Genomic DNA, 20,760 nt, shown 5'->3' on the forward strand with positions numbered 1-20,760 from the left:
GAATTGAACAACTGTTTGCCACTCTCAAACAAAGTGGCTTGAATCTGGAAGCGACCCAACTCGAATCTGGAGCAGCCATTCAACGTCTATGTGTATTGGCGCTGTCTCCTGCTATGCGCGTGCTTCAGTTGACTCAAGGGCGTGAAGACGTCACTCAATCAGCAACAGTCGTCTTTTGTGATGCCCAGCAGCGTTGCCTGACAGAGCTTGCACCCACTCTCAATGGTCGCACCCCAAAACAACACAACCCTTTTCCTCCCCTAACGTTGGCTTGGGCATCTTGGTTGATTGCTCGTTTAGGCGGTTGGTCTGGCTATCAAAGCCAACGGGTTCCCGGAATTGTCACTCTTTTTCAGGGTCTGCGACAGATTGATTCCCTGTTTCTCGGTTGGTCTTTAGCTTCTTGCCCAGATGTGTATACACGGTAGCCGTTTACGGGGAGGGGCTATCAACTCCCCTATTGCCCGTAAAAATAAAAAACATTTATTCCGATTCCTTCTCCTTTTAGGAGAGGGCTAGGGAGAGGTTTCAATGGGATTATTTGCCCAACCCCAGAAAAATTGTCAGATAATCTCTATCTGCGTGCCAACTGACGGACGCTTGAAGGACTCCCAGGCATTGCCACCGCGTAAGAACAGTTCGATCCAGCGTGTTTCTTCGCCTTGGGCATTTTTCCAACCGCTGCTACCGGGTGCGAAGGCTAATTGTCCGGGTTCAACGGCAAAGCTGCCATCGCTCATTGTCGCTTCTTGCTCGATGTCACCGATCCGCAAACGGATATTCGCGCGATCGCTGCCATTACTGACATCATATTGAATCGTTGTTTTTAAGTTGCCATAGCCGTCAATATAGGCAATTCGATTCGACGGCACATCGGGGATATCCGAAGGCTCAATCTTATCCCCTAGCGCATCTGGTTGTCCCAACGCGATCGCCGCCGCCGCTTGCGGAAACAAGTCACGAGAACGAAACTGCGAACCTTCCGCAGCAACAGCAGCCCAGCTCAATTCTGCTACATCGCGGACAAACGAGAAGGCGTAGCCAGCATTAACTCCGATCACCCGCACACCCGTCGGGAGGCGTGCGAAAGCCAGACGTTCACCGGCATTCCCGACACGCGCCTGTTCATCATCTTCACGGGGCGCAACGTTGTGGTAAATGATAGTTCCCGCCGGAGCTTCATTCAAGCCTAACTGGGCGATACAGAAGCCAGCAGCCAGGGTGGCAAAAGCAGGCACGGGGGTGAGTATTGGCTCAGCATCCGGTAGATAGAACCTGATTCGCTGCACTACTTCCGCAAAGGCAAGATCGCCAAAGCCGTAATCAGCGATGATGTGAACTAACATAAGGTTTCTTTGCTACTTTCGCTCTTTGCAATTCATCGTACCAACGCGCTTTTTTGACTGCTTACCGCTTTAGTATGATTTCAGGGCGATCGCCAGAGCGTATTGATTGCGAATAAACCCGCACCCTTTAATTTATTTCCTATCAATATTTGTTTAACTTCTAAATTCTCTGTGTACCTCTTCTCTATGCGCCCTCTGCGCCTAAAGCGCTAACGCGCATAGCTTCGCTAAGGCGGTTCGTCAAACAATCAAATAAGGGAGATGCTGAACGTAAACAATGCAAGAAGATACCTCATGGCGAAACTTTGAGCGCCTCCTCTCATTCCAGTGGCGTCCTGCAATTTATTCTCTTGCTATCGCGCAGAATGAACTTTTTGTTTCTGGTCACTTTGACGGCACGATTAAAGTAGGTAGTCTGCTAACAGGTCAAGAGATATATAGGGTTAAAAAAGGACACTCAGTATTGGTTTGCTCTGTAGCTATCGACTCAGTAATACAAAGAATTGTAAGTGGTAGTGTAGATCAGACAATCAAAATATGGGATTTAATGACAGGGGAAAAAATTCGTATTATTCAAGGATTTTATTCAGTAACAGCAGTCGCTGTTAATCCCACTGGACAAATTATTATTAGTGGTCATAAAGATGGCACAATCATCCTTTGGGATTTGCTAGAAGGAAAATTAGTTAGCACTTTTAAAAAGCATACAGGTGCTATTAATTCAATCGTTATTAACCCTAATAACAACATTTTTTTAAGTGGGAGTGAAGATGGCAGTATAAAAGTTTGGAATTTCTGGTCAGAACAGGAAATCAAAACTATTAGAGTTCCATCTTATTGTGTTAAATCACTCAGTATTAGCTTAGACATGGAGACTGCCATAAGTGGCGGTGAAGATGGCACTATGATTTCATGGAACTTGAGAACTGGACACTGTAATCATGTTTTTGAAGGACATTCAGATGCCGTGACTACAATTATTATTAGCTGCGATCAAGAAACGGTCATTAGTAGCAGCCTAGACCGTACTGTCAAGCTATGGGATTTGGCAACAGGTGTAGAAATAAGAACCTTACTAGAGAATTCATACGGCGTTCCAACTCTGGCTACTAACCCTAATCACGACATCATAGTCATTGGTAGTAGTGACGGAGCAATTAGCGTTTGGGGGTTCACTGAGTAATATCGCTCCTTGCTCCCACACTACGATTATGGCAGTCAAGGTAGACGAGACGGGCAAGCGATCGCTACTCCCATTTTCTGGCAACTACCTCTCTAACCTGCTTCTGGTGATAGCCAACAATCCTGCCATCAATCTATTAACCATTCTGCTGAGAGCGATCACCCCTGAGTTCCGAGGTTTCAAAGTATAGCACTCGAAGTATAGGTTTAGACACTAAACGAACAGAGGTATCTACTCTCTCTCGAAATTCTTCAATCGTTCTAATGGATTTTCGGAGGTGTTATTGATCTGTGGAAAAGAGGTTAAATTGAAATTCCAAATTCATAACGATTAATGAATAATCCAATGACGATGTTATGCATCTGAATTGTCTTGGAAAAACAAATGGTTTTTCGAGCTAAACGTTTAATCCTTGTTCTTAAATTTAAATGCTTATTCTCTATTTTCTGTGTATCGCGCTTCCCTACTTTGTGCATACGAGCTTCTAAATGACCCTCGTATGCTCCCCAATCATCTGTGTAAAAGCGACTAATATTGAATGGCTCCAGCAATGCTTTTAACTGGAGAAATACCTCGTCCTTACGTCTCCCAAAGACATAAGCTAAAACTTTACCGCTCTAATGGTCAATTGCGTGCCACAACCAGTAGGGATTAGATTTTTTGCTAACATAACTCCACATCTCGTCTAGCTCAGATTCCGACCCTTCAAGCGCCTCAGGCGGCTGAACCAGACAAATATCAACTTTTATCTTCTCTGGATTTAATTGTTTTAATCCCTGAAGATTTACTTGTTGAAGTGTATGTTCTTTTTTTTTAAATTCCCCAATTACTGTACTAGGGCTGACGTGTAAAACCCGTGCTGTATCTCGAATTCCATTGCCATTAAGTGCCATATGTACAATCTGTCGTTTCACTTTTCTAGATTGACCAGGGTAAGTATAGTATAAAATAAACGTCTGCCCATTACAGTCCAACTCTCGACATTTCTATCTCTGCTTACCTTCGGGTGACCTGCCATGTTTCACAATATCTGTGCCATGACAATTAGGACAATGTAGCACTTGTGTAATCATGAGTCTTCAATATCGAGATGATGTTATTCTTCCTCCAATTAGAAACTAGCATATCCACAGCTTGATAACACCTCCAAAATAAGATTGCTATATTCTACTAATAAAGTCAACTTTACCCAGTTATAAAGGCGAATTAATTGAAAAGAATTTATTGGTTTGCAAGTGCCATAATCGTCATTTTATTGATGACTTTTATCCTAGAAAGTAAAGTTTTATTTCTAGGTGCCACGACCCAAGATGAAGCCTTTGGTCATCCCGGCACTTGTCCAACTTGGTCGTCTTCAACCCTCACCTTTCTAGGGACTGCCCAAAACCCGACTTCAAAAGTGTGGTTCACGGGTTTCGATGGCGTTATTAGTCAGGTATTTTATCCTTCGACTGACAAAGCAGCGACGGTAGATTGGCAGTTTTTAGTAGGCGATGCTGCAAAAACTTGGGTTGATGAAGAGAAGCAGGATACTATCAGCCAGGTTAGTTTGAATAATACGCGATCGCTTTCTTGGAAGATTACCAATACGGCGAAAAACGGCAAGTATCAAATCGATAAGACAATTTTCACCGACCCCAATCGCAATACTTTAATTCAGCAGGTAACATTCACCGCACTCAGCGGAACGCTGGATAATTTTAATCTTTATACTTTGTATCATCCAGCTATTGACAATAACGGAAAAGCCACTACAGGTTACAGCACTACTTACAAGAATATTCAAATGCTGATTGCTAAAAATCCCACCAGCAATCAAGCATCGGCATTGGCGAGTTCTCTAGGTTTTAAAAAAGGCATGATGTCTTCTGGATTCGTCGGACGCAGCGACGGCTGGCAAGACCTCAAAGGCGGCGAAGTTGATAATACGATGAACTGGACTTATCAGAAGGCAACCAATGGCAACATTGCACAGATGGTAATGTTCGATCTCAGTCCTTATGCCAACCAGAAATCGGTCACTTTTAACCTGGTACTTGGCTTTGGCAACAGTGACAAAAACGCTGAATCGGAAGCCGCAGGAACCCTAAAAGATAATTTCTCTACGATGCTGTCCGCTTACAACACACAATGGAACAGCTACACCAATCATTTAAATCCCTATGGCGGCACCGCAGATACTCAGTATTATGTTGCGGCAATGGTACTGAAGGCAGCGACTGACAAAGCATCGGGTGCGATGGTTGCAGGTTTGGGGAATCCGTGGGGGAACTCTAACTACTCAATTTGCACTCCATCCGGCATCGAAATGTCAGGCGGCTACCACCTCATTTGGCCTCGTGACTTGTATAAATTTGCCAGCGCCTTACTTGTTGCAGGCGACACGGCTACCCCCAAAAAAGCCCTGGATTGGTTGCTAAGCACTTTGCAACAACCAGATGGACATTTTCTTCAGAATGCCTTTGCGGACGGTACGCCTTACTGGAATGGCATTCAAATGGACGAGACTGCCTTCCCAATTATTTTGGCGTGGAAACTCGATCGTACTGATGCAGACACCTATATCAAACACATCAAGCCAGCTGCTGATTATATTGTGAAAAATGGCCCAGTTACGGGGCAAGAACGTTGGGAAGAAAACGCAGGCTATTCTCCCGGCACCATTGCTGCGGAAATTGCGGGTTTAGTTTGTGCCGCAGATATTGCCAAAGTTAACGGTGACACAACCAGCGAGAAACGCTATTTGGCAACAGCAGACTACTGGCAAGGCATGGTAGAAAACTGGACGTTTACGACTAGCGGTTCGATTGGCAATGGCAAATATTTTGAACGCATTGATGATAATGGAAATCCCAATGACGGACACATTTTACACATTGGCAACGGTGGCGGCGATCGGGATGAACGTTCTATCGTTGACAGTAGCTTTTTAGAATTAGTGCGTCATGGAGTAAAAGCTGCAAATAATCCCTATATTCTCGCCTCCCTTCCGGCGATTGATTCCACCATTAAACAAACAATTCCTGGCAAAGGAGAGGGTTGGTTTCGCTATAATCACGACGGTTATGGTGAAACATCAACGGGTGCAGATTATACAGGTGCGGGAATCGGACGGCTGTGGCCTATTTTCACTGGAGAACGCGGTCATTTTGCGATCGCTAGTGGTAACAAAGCAGACTCTTACCTGGCAACAATGCGTGCCTTTGCCAATCCTTCTTACATGATTTCCGAGCAAGTTTGGGATCTCAATGCACCCTCTGGTTATACTCCCGGAACTCCCACTAAATCAATGACTCCCCTTTCCTGGTCGATGGGAGAATACATCACGTTGCTGGCATCAAATTATACTCATAAAGTAATGGATATGCCGGAGGTTGTCTATCAACGCTATGTCGTCAATTCATCCAAACCGCATCAAGGCAAAACGGTAGATTATCAGGAAGCTGACTCGAAACAAGGGCTAGCTTTAACGATTTATTACAAAGGATTATTGACAAATTCCGAACAAGTCAAACTGCACTGGGGATACGATAATTGGCAGCAAGTTACTGACAACTTGATGATCCAGCGAGAGGATGGCTTCTGGGAGACAACGCTCTCTGTTCCTGCTACGGGAACAACTTTAAATTTTGCTTTCACCGATGGAAATAATTGGGATAACAATGGGGGCAACAACTGGAATGAAACTATCTCGCCTTCTTAAAGCTGAATATGTCTATTGATTGATGTCCCATCCGGTTGTGTTAGCTAGGGTATTTAAAGGATATACAAAAGTTTTATCGATTTGAATGCCCCTTGAATAAAATTGCTTAAAACACCGGATGAAAGACTTAATCCGAAATTTATTATCATTCTCCAGCAACCGGATTAGTAGTTCTGGAGGCCGGGTAACGCAAGATATGCTCTTATTCGACTCCTTATATGCTGCCCAAGAAATTGCTTTTATTCTCGGCGGTGAATGGGATGGTTGTAATGGGGTGGTATTGCCTAAAAAAGACGAATTAGCGGTTAACACGGCGGCTAAATTAGTCGGGGCGCAATGGTGCTATTGTGAAGACAAAAGTGCCATTTTAATCAAATTTGCTGCTGATGATCTGAAGCGGCGTTATGCAGCCGGAGAAAGGTATTTTATCAATGCTAACTTGAGAGGTGCTTGGCTTTGTGAGTGCTTATTGAGCGAAGCTAACCTGAGTTGGGCAAAACTGAATTTAGCGAACTTAAGCAGAGCTAATTTAAGTAAAGCGGAGTTAAGTAAGGCAGATTTGAGTGAAGCGAATTTGAGCGAAGCAAATCTGAGTGCAGCTAACCTAACGAGAACCAATCTAGCGAAGGCTAACTTGCGGCTGGCAGATTTACGAGGGGCAAATTTGAGTAAAGCTTTCTTGAGTGAAGCGAACCTCAGTGAAGCCGATTTAAGGGGAGCAAATTTAGAACTTGCCGACTTAAGAGGCGCAGATTTGAGTGGAACGAACCTGAGTGGGGTCAACTTGAAAGAGGCCAAGGTGATTGAAGCAGATTTGGCAAGAGCAACCCTAGCGAATGATTCAATTTGAGTAGTATGGATACCTTATTAAGTATTGCAATTGGCATTGGTTTGAGTGCGGCTTGTGGTTTTCGGATCTTTGTCCCGCCGCTAGTGATGAGCATGGCAGCACTGTTTGGACATCTGCCACTGGCACCGAATTTTGAGTGGATGGGAACTTATCCGGCGTTGCTGACATTTGCTATAGCGACTTGTGTTGAAATTGCCGCTTATTACATTCCGTGGATAGATAATTTGCTGGATATCGTCTCTACACCAACTGCGATCGCTGTCGGCACTTTCTTAACCGCTGCCATCATTCCCCACGACGATCCTTTAGTTCAGTGGACAATCGCAGTGATTGCGGGTGGAGGTTCGGCGGGTATCGTGCAAGCCTTAACGGGTATGGTTCGCTTTTCTTCAACCGCACTCACCGGAGGATTCGGTAATGGGGTGGTTTCTACCTTGGAAGCAGGTAGTGCGATTATTTTATCCATCCTGGCGATTTGGTTGCCTGTCGTGACTGTCGCCTTGGTAATCAGTTGTGGGATCTTGCTTTGGCGGAAAGGATATCTCAGGCTACCCAATCCCAGAGAGTCTTGAGCAGTGCAAATGGCATAATAATACCCCCTTCCCGGACCGGGAAGGGGGTTACATTTTCTGTATAAAGTTTAGATAGGGCGGAAAATAACAGTTGGACAAGCGGTTAGCGCGGTAGCGTTTCTTAACCATGACTTGGAATCATCAAGTAAACGCCAATGCCTAACTCAGTTCCAACTGTAATGTATTGTAGTACAAATTGAGCGAATTGACAACTCAGTGCTTCTCTATCCTGTCAAGCGTTAACTTGATTAAATGGCTAAAGCAAACAACGAAGCATACACCAGTTGTCCAGACTCTTCGACCAACTGACCCGCAAAGTTTTTCCCTTTACAGGTATGCAGCCGCAGACTCAAGAAGCGTTCTTCTTCTTTGAGCTGAAATCTTTCTGCGGGTGTTTGACTTAGCAAATTGCTGACTTGTAACTGTTTTTCCTGACGGCTTTTGTGCAACTGCTGGCGCAGTTCTTGCAGATTGCTGGCTGCAAAAGGAAGCACGGGTTTGTCGCTTGCTTTTGCGTGCTTTTGGGCATACATTGCTGCCACACCATAGCAGAAGCAAACCAGAGGCATCCAAACTTCCCGGAAGTAAGCCGCCGTGGGAGCAATTTCCACGCCAACTAACTGATTCCGAATCAAGAACAACGCCCCGGTTTGCTGGGGAAGCAATTCAAATCGGCTTTGATATTGCGTCAGAAAGGTGCGTTTTTTACTGAGAATTTGCTCTAAGTGACCGCGTTGAGGTAAATCAAACCGCTGGTTTAGACGCTCAATTTCTTTCCAGAGTTTGCTGTAGTCTTCCTGACCCCGGAGTTTCAATGCTTGAAAGCGCAATTGCAGGGGAAGAATGAAGAACCATTGTTCTCGACCTTCCAAATAACCGCCTTGACCGGATTGCACACAGCAGGCATCTTTAAACATGAGTTTCTGTCCCGCAGCAATAAATGCTGACCGACACAAAGCATGATTTTGGGCTTGGTCTTGGATATAACCCATGTGCAAGGGAACGATTGCCACACCCGTTGATGGGTTATGGAGTTCTACATTTCCATAGCCATGAACTCGACTGAGTTTCAACCCAGACAGGGGACTGGTAAATTGACCCGGACAATCTGGGCTGAAGATAGGGACTACAGTCAAGGCTCCAGACTGTTGAGGAATTCCAAAATGATAAGGAGAGAGATCGACTTTGTCGGGAATTAATAACTCTAATGGCTGGTAGTCCATGTGGCTAACTCCTTTTCTTGGAATGTGAGTTTTTGGCGGAGGAATTCCTGCAAAGAAGCTTCGGTTTGCTTTGCACCTGCGATGGCAAATAGCGAATTTAGTAAGTCTTCAAAATCGTCTTGATGCCAGAATTCTCTTTGGAGGAGATTAGGCGCAGGCCGTCTCAATTCCAAGTCATCCAGCGCCGTAAACTTGCTATGACAGAAGATAATTGGGGTATGAATACCTAATTGCGGCAAGGTGGCGACGACTCTTTCCAAGTCTCCCGGATACATATTTTCATAACCATCAGAGACAATGGCGACTAAATCGGGTGAGTCTTCTAAAGCATCCAGTAAAGCACCTGCCAAGTCGGTGTAACCTTCTGGCATGGGTAATTCGCCAACTCCCCCAAGGGTATGGACTTTGAGGTTCGCGCAGCATTTTTCGAGTACCAATTTCAGGGCGACTGACTGCGCTAGAGAACAGTATTCGCGATCGCCATAACTTCTTGTCGAAGCAGACGCATCCAACACTAAAGCCATTTGACCTGAAAATTTTGGCAGGTTTACCGCAGCTTGTTCGACATAATGCTGCAAAGCTGACATTAATTCCGGCGATTTTCCACCCCGATACAAATGCACCAAGGTTGCGGAAATATCACCGCGATTGGTTGCCGTTACTGTCTTGGGACGCTCTGTTTGTACCTCAAATTGACGATATTGTTGATGAACGAGAGTATATTTAACTTCGCCTTCCGCAGGCATTAAACCTGTTCCCAGAGGAGAATGATACAGAAAAGGTAGAATTGCTTTCACCGATTCTGGATGATGGGCATAACGCAACAGATAGCGGCGCAAATCGCTTTTATCAACCGTTGCATCCGACAGCTTTTTCACAGAACCCCTCGCCACATTCTTCCCCAGCGCGTGTTCAATCGCATCCACAACCGCAGGACGACGGCGCAAAGCCATATCCTCAAATTGGGGATGATTGAGGATGTACTGGAGAATCGCCCTCGCGGTATGTTTGTGATTCGCTCGTACCCGTCGCAGTGCTAAAAAGACGGTCAAAACTTGGTCGGGGTGCAAAATTGCCAACAAGAAATTAATGACGCGATCGCTTGTTTGACGTGCTTCTTTCGACATCCCCACACGAGAGCGTTGCAGCAACTGAAACAAAATCCGCAGGCGCTGCCCCGTTGTAACATGAGTGATGAGAGCTAAAAGCGCATACAATTCTGGATTTTGTTCGTAAGCTTCCCGATGCAGAGATTCATCGCTCCAGCGTGGGGGTTGCCCGTTATAACGTAGGAGAAATGGCTCATTACAAGAGCGCAGATGCACAATAATATTCAAGATGGCTGGTTGAGTTGCATCCATAATTTGACTCCTTGCATTACAAAGCTGGAGCGTATCCCCGCAGATGTTTAGGAACGCTCTGATTACTTTGATGAATTCTCCAGTGGCTTCAAGAACTCGACCACTTGTTTAAACGTACTACAAATATACTACAACAAATTGAGTTGCCACAAGAGGGCAACCAGCGATCGCAAGCATCTCACTTGTGAAAATTTGCAAAGACCTACAACTATCCCCCCGCAGGCAGGGGAAAGGTAAAGAAAAACTTTTTTTCATGGGGAAGTAGAATTTCAAGATTTTGGCTTCCCCGTACCCCCTCTATTCCCTCGCAAGTGGAGGAAGACAAGGAATAAATTTTATTTACGAGAGTTGAGGTGGGGTTCTGAACTACGGTGTATTAATTTCTCAATATGGCTAAAGCAGATTTTAATTTTTACGCAGAATTGAATGATTTCTTGCCACGGAAAAAGAGGGGCGTAACCATTACTCATGTTTTTGAGGAACGAGCCTCAATTAAGGACACAATCGAATCTTTTGGCGTCCCTCATCCGGAAGTGGATTATATCGAAGTCAACGGCAAACCCGTCGATTTTTCCTATATTGTGACGGATAGCGATCGCATCCATGTTTATCCAATTTCTGCGGCGACTGAAAAGACATCTAGCGTCTCTCTCGTTCGTCCTCAACCGCTAAAATTTCCTCGTTTCGTTCTCGATATTAATTTAGGGAAACTAGCAACATCTTTACGAATGTTGGGTTTTGATACCCTGTATCGAAATGACTATGACGATCTAGAGTTAGCCCAAATTTCGGCGTCTGAAGAACGAATTCTCTTGACTCGCGATAAGGGTCTATTGATGCGTAGTTTGGTAACACATGGATATTATGTCAGAGAAACTAATCCAGAGCGACAGGTGGGCGAGATAATGGGACGCTTTGCTCTAATTGAATTCGTCAAACCATTGCAACGATGTTTGCGTTGCAATGGTTTATTAGAACCTGTGGATAAGGAATCGATTCTTGACCAAGTGCCACCCAATATCCAACAATCTATTGATGAATTTAGCCGCTGTCGTGAATGCGATCGTGTTTATTGGAAAGGCACGCATTATGAACAAATGCAGCAATTTATCCAAGGAATAATTTTTTCGAAGCCAGTTGAATCGAATTGAGTATAAAAGCTGGCTTTTTGCGATTCGCATTGATTATTTTAAGGCAAATCTTAACAATTTATTTCATTCTTTAAATAATTATTTTTTGGGTATTTGTGCCTAAAAATATATTTTGAACATACATTATTCTAGACTGCCATACAACAATTAAACTTTTGTATGTGTTAAAATCAATAAACATAATAACTGTTTGATAAATGAGTTGCGCTGACTATTTTTTTCGCCTGATCTCCCGCCGAGATTACAGTGCTTACGAACTTTTAAAGAAAGGACAATTAAAGGGGTTTGAGCCAAACGAAATCTCCGAGGCTATCAATTATTTGCAAGAGAGAGACTATCAATCCGACACGCGCTTAGTCGCCAACTTGATTGCCTACTCTCAAGGCAAATATGGGAAATCTATGGTAAGGCGCAAATGTATGGAAAAAGGGATTTCCTCCGAGGTATTCGAGCAAGTTTGGAACGAACAAATCGAAGCAGAGGGAAGTGAGGAAACAGACGATCTGGATGGTTTAAAAACAAAGATCATGCGAAAGTATAAAATTGATGATTTTCAAATTATCGACCAAAAAACCAAAGCCAAGCTATTAAATTACTTGCAATATAGAGGCTTTAATGCTTTTGAAGTTTTGAAGCAATGGCAGAGACAACAAGTAGAAAATGAGTAACGGAGCGGTTTGGTAATTTGGTATTGCTAGATTATCTTAAAAACTTTTAATTTGCATTTTTTTATCACCTTTAGTTTGTATCTATATGAAAGATATTGTCACCTTGTTTTTTGGGTTGGGTATGGTGTTTAACGCCAGCTTATTTATTCCACAAGCCTTAAGGATTGTTCAAACTAAGAGTTCTAAAAATTTGTCTTTAATTACTTTTCTCGGTTTTAATTTTATTCAGCTTAATGGGGTTCTCTATGGGTATTATCGAAACGATTTGGTTTTAATGTATGGAAACTTAATTAGTTTTATGAGTTGTGCAAGTGTAACAATTTTGGCAATTATATACCGAGGTAAGGAACCTAGGTAAAGAGTAGGGGTGTAGAATTCTACACCCCTACATTCAGGTTCATTTATATTCAGATATGGAGACAAGCAATATTTAGTAGCGGCGCGATAAACCTTGTCTCTACATTTCGGTGTTAGTATCTAGAGAATTTATCCCTTCGCAGCTATGGAAGACTTCGCTGCCAATATATAGGCAACAGCAAGGGGTGTTAATTTCTCTGTAACTGTGGTCATAATAGAGCGGTCTTCCGGCGTCCATACTCTAGGCTGACCAAAGATACAAGGTTGCAGAATTCCCCACAACAAATTATCTTTGCACAGGTGAGCGTGAACTAATGCTCGATGTCCAAATTCTTTTTGTTCAAAAGCTTTGTTAACGACTTCCGGATTCGCTGTCTCTACATCTTCGACAAAGACAGAAGGTTGTGTATGCAGTGCCGCAGCAAAAAGCGGATCTTCTTTTGGCAAAGATTCTGGTTCTTTCTTCCAGTCAGCGTCAAGAATGTTGGGATATTCTTGAGTGCGACGCCAGCAGTAAGGAACTTTACCGATGGAGGTATGGGGATCGCGCAGGTAGAGAAAAACGCGATCGCACTGCAAGACTTCACCCAAAGCTGGCACTAAGGCAGAAAAGACAGCATCGGGTGTACTGTCATGGCTCAAAATTTTATCGAGAACTGGCGGTATTTGGTTGCTCATCAGCTTATTTTCTCAGCCGTCTGTTCGTTTCACTACAAAACTAGCGATTTTCCAAGGCTGGATGCTAGCAATTTTTCCAGGAGCAAACATTTCCGGTGCCTCAATGGGGCGTTCTAACAGATCCACCGGGTGCGCGATCGCTAAATCCAAGTCGCTATTCAACTGCATCTGTGCCTCTTCCCCGTGACACTCATAACAGCGCAAAATCCACTGCTGCGAATTATCTTCTGACTGCTTCAACGCGATTAAAATCAGATTCTCAGTTTGCAAGTCTAACAATTGACCAACGGGGGGTAAGGACGAATTCTGTTCGCCTACCGATGGCAGCAGCATCACTTGGAGCGGTAAATTTAGCTCATAGCCTCGGCGCACAGTATGCGCTGACTGCCAGCTACCTTGATGAGGATAGAGGGCATAGGTGAATTGATGCCAACCTCGGTCTGCTTCTGGATCGGGCCAACTCGAACTTCGTAATAGGGTAAGGCGTAATTGTGAGGGTTGGGCGTCGTAGCCGTATTTACAATCATTGAGCAAACTAACGCCATAGTCATTGTCAGCTAAATCTGCCCAGTGCAAGGCAGGAACTTCCCATTTGGCGGTTTCTGCGGGTGTTTGAGGCTGAGTAGAACGCCCGTTAGCGTCGCGTGTGCTTCGCACAATCGCGCCGCAGGGAATTTCGTAGGTGGCAGAATCCGCCGTCAAGGTAAGCGGAAAAGCGGCTTTTACAAGTACGTGGCGTTCTTGCCAGTCTACAGTCGTAATGATTTTCAGTAGCGGCGAATCTGCTTGCAGCACGTAATCTTGGCAAAATTTCGACTCGCCTAGCTGTCGCACAACGCGCAGACGGGTTTGTACTGTCCCCTGTTCTACCCATTCAATTGACTTTAGCTGGGTGGGAGGTAAGGGGTGTTGGGCATAGTTGGGGTCAATGTTCCAAGCATCCCAATATTGACCGCTATCTTGGAAGGCTTGGAGTTGATTTCCTCCGACTTGAGAGAGGATCTCTCGATGATTAATTTTGTCAAAAACACTGCTTAAATCGCCTGTTTGAGAATCAACGATTACCCGCAGTAAGTCATTTTCTACGATGCAATTTTTTCCCCTATATCTGATATTATCTGGATTAGTCGCATTAGAATCCGGAAAGCTAGTGCTAGGATGCCCGTATTGTTGCCTTTTTGAGGGTAATTCGGCTTGAGGATCTAGGTTTTGAGGACATAGCCAGAAGAGGCGATAACCCACCGATGGGGTATTTTCGGCAAGAAATAACAGCGTCGTGCCTTCAGAAAGCTGGGATGGTAGTAGTTTCCCTTCTAAGTCGTAAATTTGCCAGTGATGTGCAGATGCCGGTAAGGGGACGGTAACGACTTCCGAGCGTTGCCAGTTCAGGGAGTTGAAGACGATAACTGGGAGGGCGTCTGGTTGCGGCGGTGGGGGAAGGGCAATAGAAGTTGCGATCGCCCTTAACGCTTGCTGTACTATTTCCGCACCCACCTGTTCTACCTCTTGCCAAGCCTGATTCGCATCTACAAAGACTTGGGGAATGGAGGAACCGGGTAGAATATCGTGAAACTGATTAAATAGCACCTTTTTCCAGGCAGATTCTAGCTCTTGCTGGGGATAAGACGCACCTGTGCTGATACTAGCCAAGGAAGCGAAAAGTTCTGCTTGGTAGAGTAAGCCTTCACTGCGACGTTGAAAGCGCTTTTGATCGGCGTGGGTGGTGTAGCAACCCCGATGGAATTCTAGATAGAGTTCATCGTCCCAAACGGGGAAGAGTGTTGAGTTGGGATGCTGAGTGCTAATCTGCTGCAAATAGCTCTCAGATGTGGTGAATTCTAGACGAGGGAAGAAGGGGGATTTTTCCCAGCGCGCTTGCACTTCCAACATATCGCGGGTAGGGCCACCCCCGTGATCGCCCACACCTGGAAGCCAGAGAGATTCTTTTAAACTGGTTTGGATTTCCCAATCACAGGCATAAGATGCCATTTTAATCGGGTCAATGCCTTCACCAATTGGAGCAGACATGAGGCTGAAGATTTGGGAACCATCAAGCGATCGCCACCAAAATACTTCATAGGGAAACTTGGTGGTATCGTTCCAGCGCAATTTTTGGGTGACAAAATATTCAATCCCAGCCGATTTCAGAAATTGGGGCAGCGTGGCACAGAAGCCAAAACTATCTGGCAACCAGGCGACTGTACTTAATTGCCCAAATTTTTCTAAGACGTAACGCTGACCATAGAGCAACTGGCGGACAATCGATTCGCCATTAATAATATTTAGTTCCGGTTCCACCCACATTCCGCCGACAACTTCCCAGCGTCCAGCCGCAACTTGTTGTTGAATGGCGGCAAATAAATCCGGGCGATGTTGCTCAATCCAAGCGTAAAGTGCGGGTGTAGAATGGCAGAAAGTCAGGTTGGGAAATTCTTGCAGGAGTTTGAGAACCGATTCAAAAGTGCGTTGAGCAGCTTCCCAGGTGTCGCTGACAGGCCATAGCCAAGCCAAGTCTAAGTGAGCATGACCGAGCAAACAGATTTTAGATTTTAGATTTTGGATTTTAGATTCTGTTGACCCTAGTGTGTCGAGCAGGTTTTGACGGAGGGTGGAAAGCGATCGCTCAAACTTTTGTTCATCAGGCAGCGCTGTCCAGTCAATCTCAGCCACAGCAGCTGCCAAGATATCCAGTTTTTCCGGTTCAAAGGTTTTTAAATACCGTTGCAAGACGGCTAACTCGTCAGCGATAAAACCGGGTTCAATCCGATCGTCGGTGGTAAATTCGTATATACAGCGCGATCGCACTAATGCTCCATCATCATGTCCGGGACTGACCAGGCGCAAGGCAACGGTAATCTTTTCACCCGGCGTAACAGACGGACTCAGCAGTACCCTTGTTGAGCAATCAAATAAGTCTCCCGCTTGCACTTTGACGCCATTTACAAAAATTTGCGCGTCTTCTGCCCACCAAGTTAACACCAGCCGCAACGCCAACCCCGATAAAGGATACAGGTGTAAATCTTGGGGAATAATCAATTTTTGACTAAGCCATAACACCTTTTGCCCCGCTTCCCAAGCAATATGTCCCCTCGCATTCAACTCCACAGATAACCAATCATTCCCGAAATCAGATTGGCGGACGGTATCTGCTGTCAGGTCTGCGGCACAGTAGCGCCAGCCAGTCTGAACGTTAACCTGAGTCATCGCAGAGAGTTTTTCAATCGCTTCGCTCAGGAGGCTGGATGAGGGCGTTACAAAAGGTGTCTTGGAATCGGTCATCTTTTCGATAAAATCAGGGCATCTACTATTTTTAGCAATTAGCAATTAACATTTAGCATTTAGCAAAATGTCCTCCCCTCCCAATGGTCGGTATAAAAGCAAATTATTTAATTTCCTCTCCCGAAAATCTCGCCAGTTGAAGGATGAGAGCGATCGCGCTGTGCGAAATCTGAAAGTCGCAGCGGTTTGGGGAGCGCAAATCCTCCTCTATCCGGTGTATCTGCTGGCTCAAACTTCCCAATTAGCGGGGCGTCAATTACAACAAGCGACGCAAGAAAAATTCCCACAATTACATTCTGGTAAAAAAGACCGAACAAAACGTCCTAACTCGCCGCCAACGCCGCCACCGACAGACGCGCCAATTCAGGAAGTGCTACGAGCGATCGCGGGTCAGGAAGAATCAGAATTCGCTTTAAATCCATCAGCAAATTCTGTTGCTACTTCTAGTAACAAAGCAGGAATTTTCAGTCAAGTTGCAGATGCGATTAATCGTGTCTCTACGACATATTTTGGATTCCAATTTTTCGATCGTAGCGCTGCCAGCGGATCGAGTCATTCAATCTCCTCAAATTTAACCCTTCCCCCGCTCAATCTCCCGGAAACTGTTGTCGTGCAAACGCTACAGCCCAAAGCGGCGGCGGGAACCAGCAACGGACAATCCTTAGCGGCGGCATTACGCAATCAAATTGTCGTTCGGGGAGTTGCGACACAACTCGCTACCCGTTCCGTGGTACTCGTCACCGCCGACAATCAAATTTTAGATATTCTTACCCCTGAACAACAGCAAAAATTACAACAGCGAATTCGTTGGGAATTGGCAAACTACTGGCGTCAGTGGCGGTTAGTGCAAGCGTCGGCGAAAGGAATTGCAGCACAACTTCGCCCTCCTGTCAATCAGCGCCATCTGTTACCACCCGTGCGTCTGTTCTGGGGAGTCATCGCTTGGGTGCAAAAAGGGCCAGTCGCGATCGCTGCCAATCTCTTCCAAGAATCAACGCTGGTGCGGTGGCAAGAAACAACACAAGAGGAAATTGGAACGCGATTGAGCGCCTCTAGAGAGGAAATCGGAAGTGTTCCACCCTTCGGAAACAGCAAAGCCCTTCATCCTTCTTCCTCCTTACTGCTTCAGCCATTAATCTTCCTCGATCGGACGATGGTTGCAATCGAAGTCCGGCAAAAAGACTTTTTGGCAAAGCTGACACCCCATGCTGGGGAAATAGAGGCAAATGAGCGATCACCTTTACAACGGATACAAGCTGTATTCAGCCAACCAATGCGACAACCGGCGTCTCCCGATGTTACAGACGCCCAACCAGATAATATTCAAGCGCTGATTCAGGCAGCAATTGACTACTTTTTTGGCAGGCGCAATGGGAAATTACCCTGGGAATCCACCCCAGAACTCGATTCTGATTCCCACAGCCAAACGCATCAGATATCAGGTGGTGCTTCTGCCTCCTTAGCCTCTGGTCAAAGGAAGAATCCAGAATTACCCGCAACAGGTGTTGCAGATCCCTGGCTGACAATGAATGATTTATTCGGGAACCCAGATGCACCCACCAGCAAGCAGCCAGCCCCAACCGCCCCCCATCGACCTTTACCAAGAGTGGCAGGCAAAGCGCAACCGTCAGCTCATCTGCCGGGAAAGAAGAGCAGGACTGCCCTCCCCGGAGTCAGTCAGCCGGATCTGCCTGCTGAGGATTCTCTCTGGAAGTCGATTAAGCTTCGCCTGAGTTTCAAACAAACGCTTTTGACGCCCCGCAAACCCGCTGCGCCTGAGCCAATGGCGGCGCGTCCAACACCAACTCCTTCTACAACCAAAAAATCTCGCAAAAAAGACGGCAAAATTACCAAAGCGCCTACTTTCCAGACGCCAAGAGTGGAAGCCGAAAGGGCGCTTTCAAATCTATCGCCAGCGATCGCTCGAAGCAACCGGACAAGCTTTGCCACCCATTCGCCAGACTGGATTGAGGCTGAGGTGACTCCAGCCGGATACGTCAAACACCCCCTAGAGTATTTGCTGGAATGGCTGGATAAGGCGATGCTATGGCTGGAGAATTTCTTCGTGAAAGTCTGGCGTTGGGTGAAGAAATTCTGAGGGTTATAGAAGCGGAGTCTCTCCGTCCCTACTCTCTTTTGTACTCTTCTCCTACGGTCTAAATTGGCACATTAGATGCTTCGCAATTTTCAGAAGCAAGTGCCAAATTATTTTGGATGGTCGCCCATTCGTGGGGACTCGCTTCGCGGGTGTAGATTTCCAATGCTTGCTTGTAACACGCGATCGCTCGTTCTAGATTATCAGCGCGATCGCCCCGTATTCGGTCGCGGTAAGCATTTCCGAGATTATTTTGCGTCATTGCCCAATCTTGGGGAAAGGCTTTGCGGGTATAGATTTGCAATGCTTGCTTGTAACACGCGATCGCTCGTTCTAGATGATCGGCACGTACTGCCAATCTATCTTCGTCAGCCAAATCATCCTGTATCCGATTGCGGTAAGCATTGCCCAGATTATTTTGCGTCGTCGCCCACTCGTTGGGACTGGCTTCGCGGGTAAAAACTGTAACCACGATCTCGTAGCCGGTGATGGCAATTTCTAAGTTTTTCTCCTTGTCTCCTAGGGGAAATTGCGCCATCAGGTTGCTGAATCCGCCGATTGTCGCCCCAATAAATTTTGCTTCTTGGGGTTCAACTTGCGGCAGAATTATCATTGCCCAATCGTGCAGTATCTCAGCCAGTTTCTCATTCAGTTGATCGAGATTTGCTTGTAACAGCGGATACACTACTTTGCGATCGCCATTGCTATCTGCGGTTGCTTGCAATACCTCCGTTAAGAATTGCAGAGGCGATTCGGGAATCCTCTTAACGACAGTGGGTGTCGATGATGAGTTACCCATTTCTGTAACCATCGGCGCTGCTACATTCCGCAACCACTCCGCCGCGTCTCCATCGCCCCGTTCTGCCAGCATTGCGGCTACGGCTTCCATTGTCTGCACTAACCCGGCATCAATGAGCGCTTGATTCGTCTGCAAAATCTCCATTTCCTCGCCACTAGAGGAACTGAGTAGCACTTGGATCAGATTGAGATAGGCTTCGAGACGTTCTTCTCTCATAGGGCGATTCATCTATCAATAGATGGATTTATTGTTGCTTAATTCCCCTCTACACTGCCACCTAAAAATCGGTTTTTTTTGGGTGCAAACGCCAAAAATTCAGAAAAATACGAACTATAGCTTGAATTTTTAGGCTTTAGAAATCTCCTGCTATGTCAGCAAATTTATATAGAGCGGTTCGCACTTGCAATATAGGAACCTCACCCCCAGCCCCTCTCCGTAAACGGCTACCGTGTATACACATCTGGGCAAGAAGCTAAAGACCAACCGAGAAACAGGGAATCAATCTGTCGCAGACCCTGAAAAAGAGTGACAATTCCGGGAACCCGTTGGCTTTGATAGCCAGACCAACCGCCTAAACGAGCAATCAACCAAGATGCCCAAGCCAACGTTAGGGGAGGAAAAGGGTTGTGTTGTTTTGGGGTGCGACCATTGAGAGTGGGTGCAAGCTCTGTCAGGCAACGCTGCTGGGCATCACAAAAGACGACTGTTGCTGATTGAGTGACGTCTTCACGCCCTTGAGTCAACTCAGGACTTACGCAGACACACTAGATATAGTGGTAGAGGAGATAAGGCTCCCGAACCGGAACAAGACAAACAATTGTGCTAATCTCAAGTCGAGGTAAAAATTGAACGTCAGGTGTCATTTACAAAGCTAGACTACTGCCAATACTTGCTCAGCTCTCAGACGAATTACACTCTGACGAATTTAGCTGAGCATCTACAAGTTTTTAGTCACGATACAATCAATCGATATTTGAGAGGAAAAAAACTAACTCCTCGTTTCCTGTGGGATAACGTCGAACATCTTATTCAAGTAGATGAAAATGGCTCGATAATTTTTGATGATACGGTCATTGATAAAAATTTCTCGAATTGTATTGAGCTTGTCCGCCGACAGTACAGTGGTGCAGGGCATCGTGTCATTCGTGGTATTGGTCTAATTAGTTGTGTTTATGCGAACGGGAGGACAGGACAGTTCTGGGTAATTGACTACCCTTGTTTATGACCCAGATGGGGATGGGAAGACTAAGCTAGACCATGTGGCAGATATGTTACGCAATCTGGTGTACAGCAAGCAGCTACCGTTTGCCAAAGTACTGATGGATAGTTGGTATGCCGCTCAGAAGCTGATGGCTTTAATCGAACAATTAGGTAAAATTTATTACTGTCCTTTGAAACGAAATCGCTTGGTAGATGATAGTGGAGGAGTAGAGAAATATAAGCAGATTGAACAACTAACTTGGTCGAGGCAAGAACAACAGCAAGGGAAGCTAAT

Annotated in this window: 18 protein-coding genes and 3 pseudogenes; 11 read left to right on the forward strand and 10 right to left on the reverse strand. The window is 45.6% G+C overall.

Translation table 11 applies throughout. From position 1 onward, the window contains the following. Nucleotides 1-428, forward strand: a pseudogene (locus NC994_RS26340) (IS4 family transposase); the annotation flags it as partial. 135 nt (nt 429-563) lie between these two features. Here NC994_RS26340 and NC994_RS26345 read toward each other — a convergent pair. Then, nucleotides 564-1,346: an SAM-dependent chlorinase/fluorinase gene (locus NC994_RS26345; protein WP_190437208.1), complete on the reverse strand. Its 783-nt coding sequence runs from the start codon at nt 1,344-1,346 to the stop codon at nt 564-566. 277 nt (nt 1,347-1,623) lie between these two features. Here NC994_RS26345 and NC994_RS26350 point away from each other — a divergent pair, with 277 nt between their 5' ends. Continuing rightward, complete coding sequence (locus tag NC994_RS26350) at nt 1,624-2,529, forward strand: WD40 repeat domain-containing protein (protein ID WP_190437210.1); 906 nt, start codon at nt 1,624-1,626, stop codon at nt 2,527-2,529. Between the two features lie 28 nt (nt 2,530-2,557). After that, nucleotides 2,558-2,719: a hypothetical protein gene (locus tag NC994_RS26355; protein ID WP_190437213.1), complete on the forward strand. Its 162-nt coding sequence runs from the start codon at nt 2,558-2,560 to the stop codon at nt 2,717-2,719. Between the two features lie 112 nt (nt 2,720-2,831). Here the strand turns inward: NC994_RS26355 and NC994_RS26360 are convergent. The 3 genes and pseudogenes from NC994_RS26360 to NC994_RS26370 all read right to left on the reverse strand — a co-directional run. Beyond that, a pseudogene (locus NC994_RS26360) lies at nt 2,832-3,131 on the reverse strand (IS1 family transposase); the annotation flags it as partial. Between the two features lie 15 nt (nt 3,132-3,146). Continuing rightward, a complete protein-coding gene (locus tag NC994_RS26365; protein WP_277879661.1) occupies nt 3,147-3,503 on the reverse strand; it encodes an IS1-like element transposase in 357 nt (118 codons plus the stop codon). 12 nt (nt 3,504-3,515) lie between these two features. Further along, nucleotides 3,516-3,602, reverse strand: coding sequence for an IS1 family transposase (locus NC994_RS26370; protein ID WP_199299684.1), 87 nt, complete (start codon nt 3,600-3,602; stop codon nt 3,516-3,518). Between the two features lie 137 nt (nt 3,603-3,739). Between NC994_RS26370 and NC994_RS26375 the strand changes: the two genes are divergently transcribed. The 3 genes from NC994_RS26375 to NC994_RS26385 all read left to right on the forward strand — a co-directional run bounded on the left by NC994_RS26375 (nt 3,740) and on the right by NC994_RS26385 (nt 7,654). Further along, on the forward strand, nt 3,740-6,232 hold the full coding sequence (locus NC994_RS26375) for a glycoside hydrolase family 15 protein (protein ID WP_190437216.1): 2,493 nt from the start codon (nt 3,740-3,742) through the stop codon (nt 6,230-6,232). A 118-nt stretch (nt 6,233-6,350) separates the two neighbouring features. Continuing rightward, nucleotides 6,351-7,082, forward strand: coding sequence for a pentapeptide repeat-containing protein (locus NC994_RS26380; RefSeq protein ID WP_190437219.1), 732 nt, complete (start codon nt 6,351-6,353; stop codon nt 7,080-7,082). Between the two features lie 5 nt (nt 7,083-7,087). Beyond that, nucleotides 7,088-7,654, forward strand: coding sequence for a DUF4126 domain-containing protein (locus tag NC994_RS26385; RefSeq protein ID WP_190437222.1), 567 nt, complete (start codon nt 7,088-7,090; stop codon nt 7,652-7,654). Nucleotides 7,655-7,902: 248 nt separating this feature from the next. Here NC994_RS26385 and NC994_RS26390 read toward each other — a convergent pair whose 3' ends face one another. Next, nucleotides 7,903-8,877 (reverse strand): DUF6569 family protein, encoded by a 975-nt coding sequence (locus tag NC994_RS26390; RefSeq protein ID WP_190437224.1) that lies wholly within the window; start codon nt 8,875-8,877, stop codon nt 7,903-7,905. Beyond that, complete coding sequence (locus tag NC994_RS26395) at nt 8,859-10,238, reverse strand: VWA domain-containing protein (RefSeq protein ID WP_190437227.1); 1,380 nt, start codon at nt 10,236-10,238, stop codon at nt 8,859-8,861. The genes NC994_RS26390 and NC994_RS26395 overlap by 19 nt, the downstream gene beginning before the upstream one ends. Nucleotides 10,239-10,627: 389 nt before the next feature. Between NC994_RS26395 and NC994_RS26400 the strand changes: the two genes are divergently transcribed. From NC994_RS26400 to NC994_RS26410, 3 genes are all read left to right on the forward strand, one after another. Next, a complete protein-coding gene (locus tag NC994_RS26400; RefSeq protein WP_190437229.1) occupies nt 10,628-11,389 on the forward strand; it encodes a Mut7-C RNAse domain-containing protein in 762 nt (253 codons plus the stop codon). Between the two features lie 197 nt (nt 11,390-11,586). Continuing rightward, nucleotides 11,587-12,057 (forward strand): regulatory protein RecX, encoded by a 471-nt coding sequence (locus tag NC994_RS26405; RefSeq protein ID WP_190437231.1) that lies wholly within the window; start codon nt 11,587-11,589, stop codon nt 12,055-12,057. Between the two features lie 85 nt (nt 12,058-12,142). Beyond that, nucleotides 12,143-12,415: a PQ-loop domain-containing transporter gene (locus NC994_RS26410; protein ID WP_190437234.1), complete on the forward strand. Its 273-nt coding sequence runs from the start codon at nt 12,143-12,145 to the stop codon at nt 12,413-12,415. A gap of 128 nt (nt 12,416-12,543) precedes the next feature. Here NC994_RS26410 and NC994_RS26415 read toward each other — a convergent pair whose 3' ends face one another. Together NC994_RS26415 and NC994_RS26420 are read right to left on the reverse strand one after the other, a co-directional pair. Then, a complete protein-coding gene (locus NC994_RS26415; protein WP_190437237.1) occupies nt 12,544-13,092 on the reverse strand; it encodes a GAF domain-containing protein in 549 nt (182 codons plus the stop codon). Nucleotides 13,093-13,104: 12 nt separating this feature from the next. Then, entirely contained in the window at nt 13,105-16,371 is a 3,267-nt protein-coding gene (locus NC994_RS26420) for an alpha-mannosidase (protein ID WP_190437240.1), read from the reverse strand. Between the two features lie 67 nt (nt 16,372-16,438). Here NC994_RS26420 and NC994_RS26425 point away from each other — a divergent pair, with 67 nt between their 5' ends. Beyond that, complete coding sequence (locus NC994_RS26425) at nt 16,439-18,469, forward strand: hypothetical protein (RefSeq protein WP_190437243.1); 2,031 nt, start codon at nt 16,439-16,441, stop codon at nt 18,467-18,469. Nucleotides 18,470-18,527: 58 nt separating this feature from the next. On the opposite strand, the gene NC994_RS26430 is transcribed toward NC994_RS26425, so the two are convergent. Together NC994_RS26430 and NC994_RS26435 are read right to left on the reverse strand one after the other, a co-directional pair. After that, nucleotides 18,528-19,493 carry a tetratricopeptide repeat protein gene (locus NC994_RS26430; protein ID WP_190437246.1) on the reverse strand — a complete coding sequence of 322 codons (966 nt, stop codon included), beginning with the start codon at nt 19,491-19,493 and terminating at the stop codon, nt 18,528-18,530. A gap of 215 nt (nt 19,494-19,708) precedes the next feature. Beyond that, a complete protein-coding gene (locus NC994_RS26435) occupies nt 19,709-20,008 on the reverse strand; it encodes a hypothetical protein (protein ID WP_190437249.1) in 300 nt (99 codons plus the stop codon). A 113-nt stretch (nt 20,009-20,121) separates the two neighbouring features. On the opposite strand from NC994_RS26435, the pseudogene NC994_RS26440 reads away from it, so the two are divergent. Further along, a pseudogene (locus tag NC994_RS26440) lies at nt 20,122-20,760 on the forward strand (transposase); the annotation flags it as partial.

This window comes from Trichocoleus sp. AS-A1, from assembly GCF_039962015.1.
Lineage (GTDB): Bacteria > Cyanobacteriota > Cyanobacteriia > Cyanobacteriales > FACHB-T130 > FACHB-T130.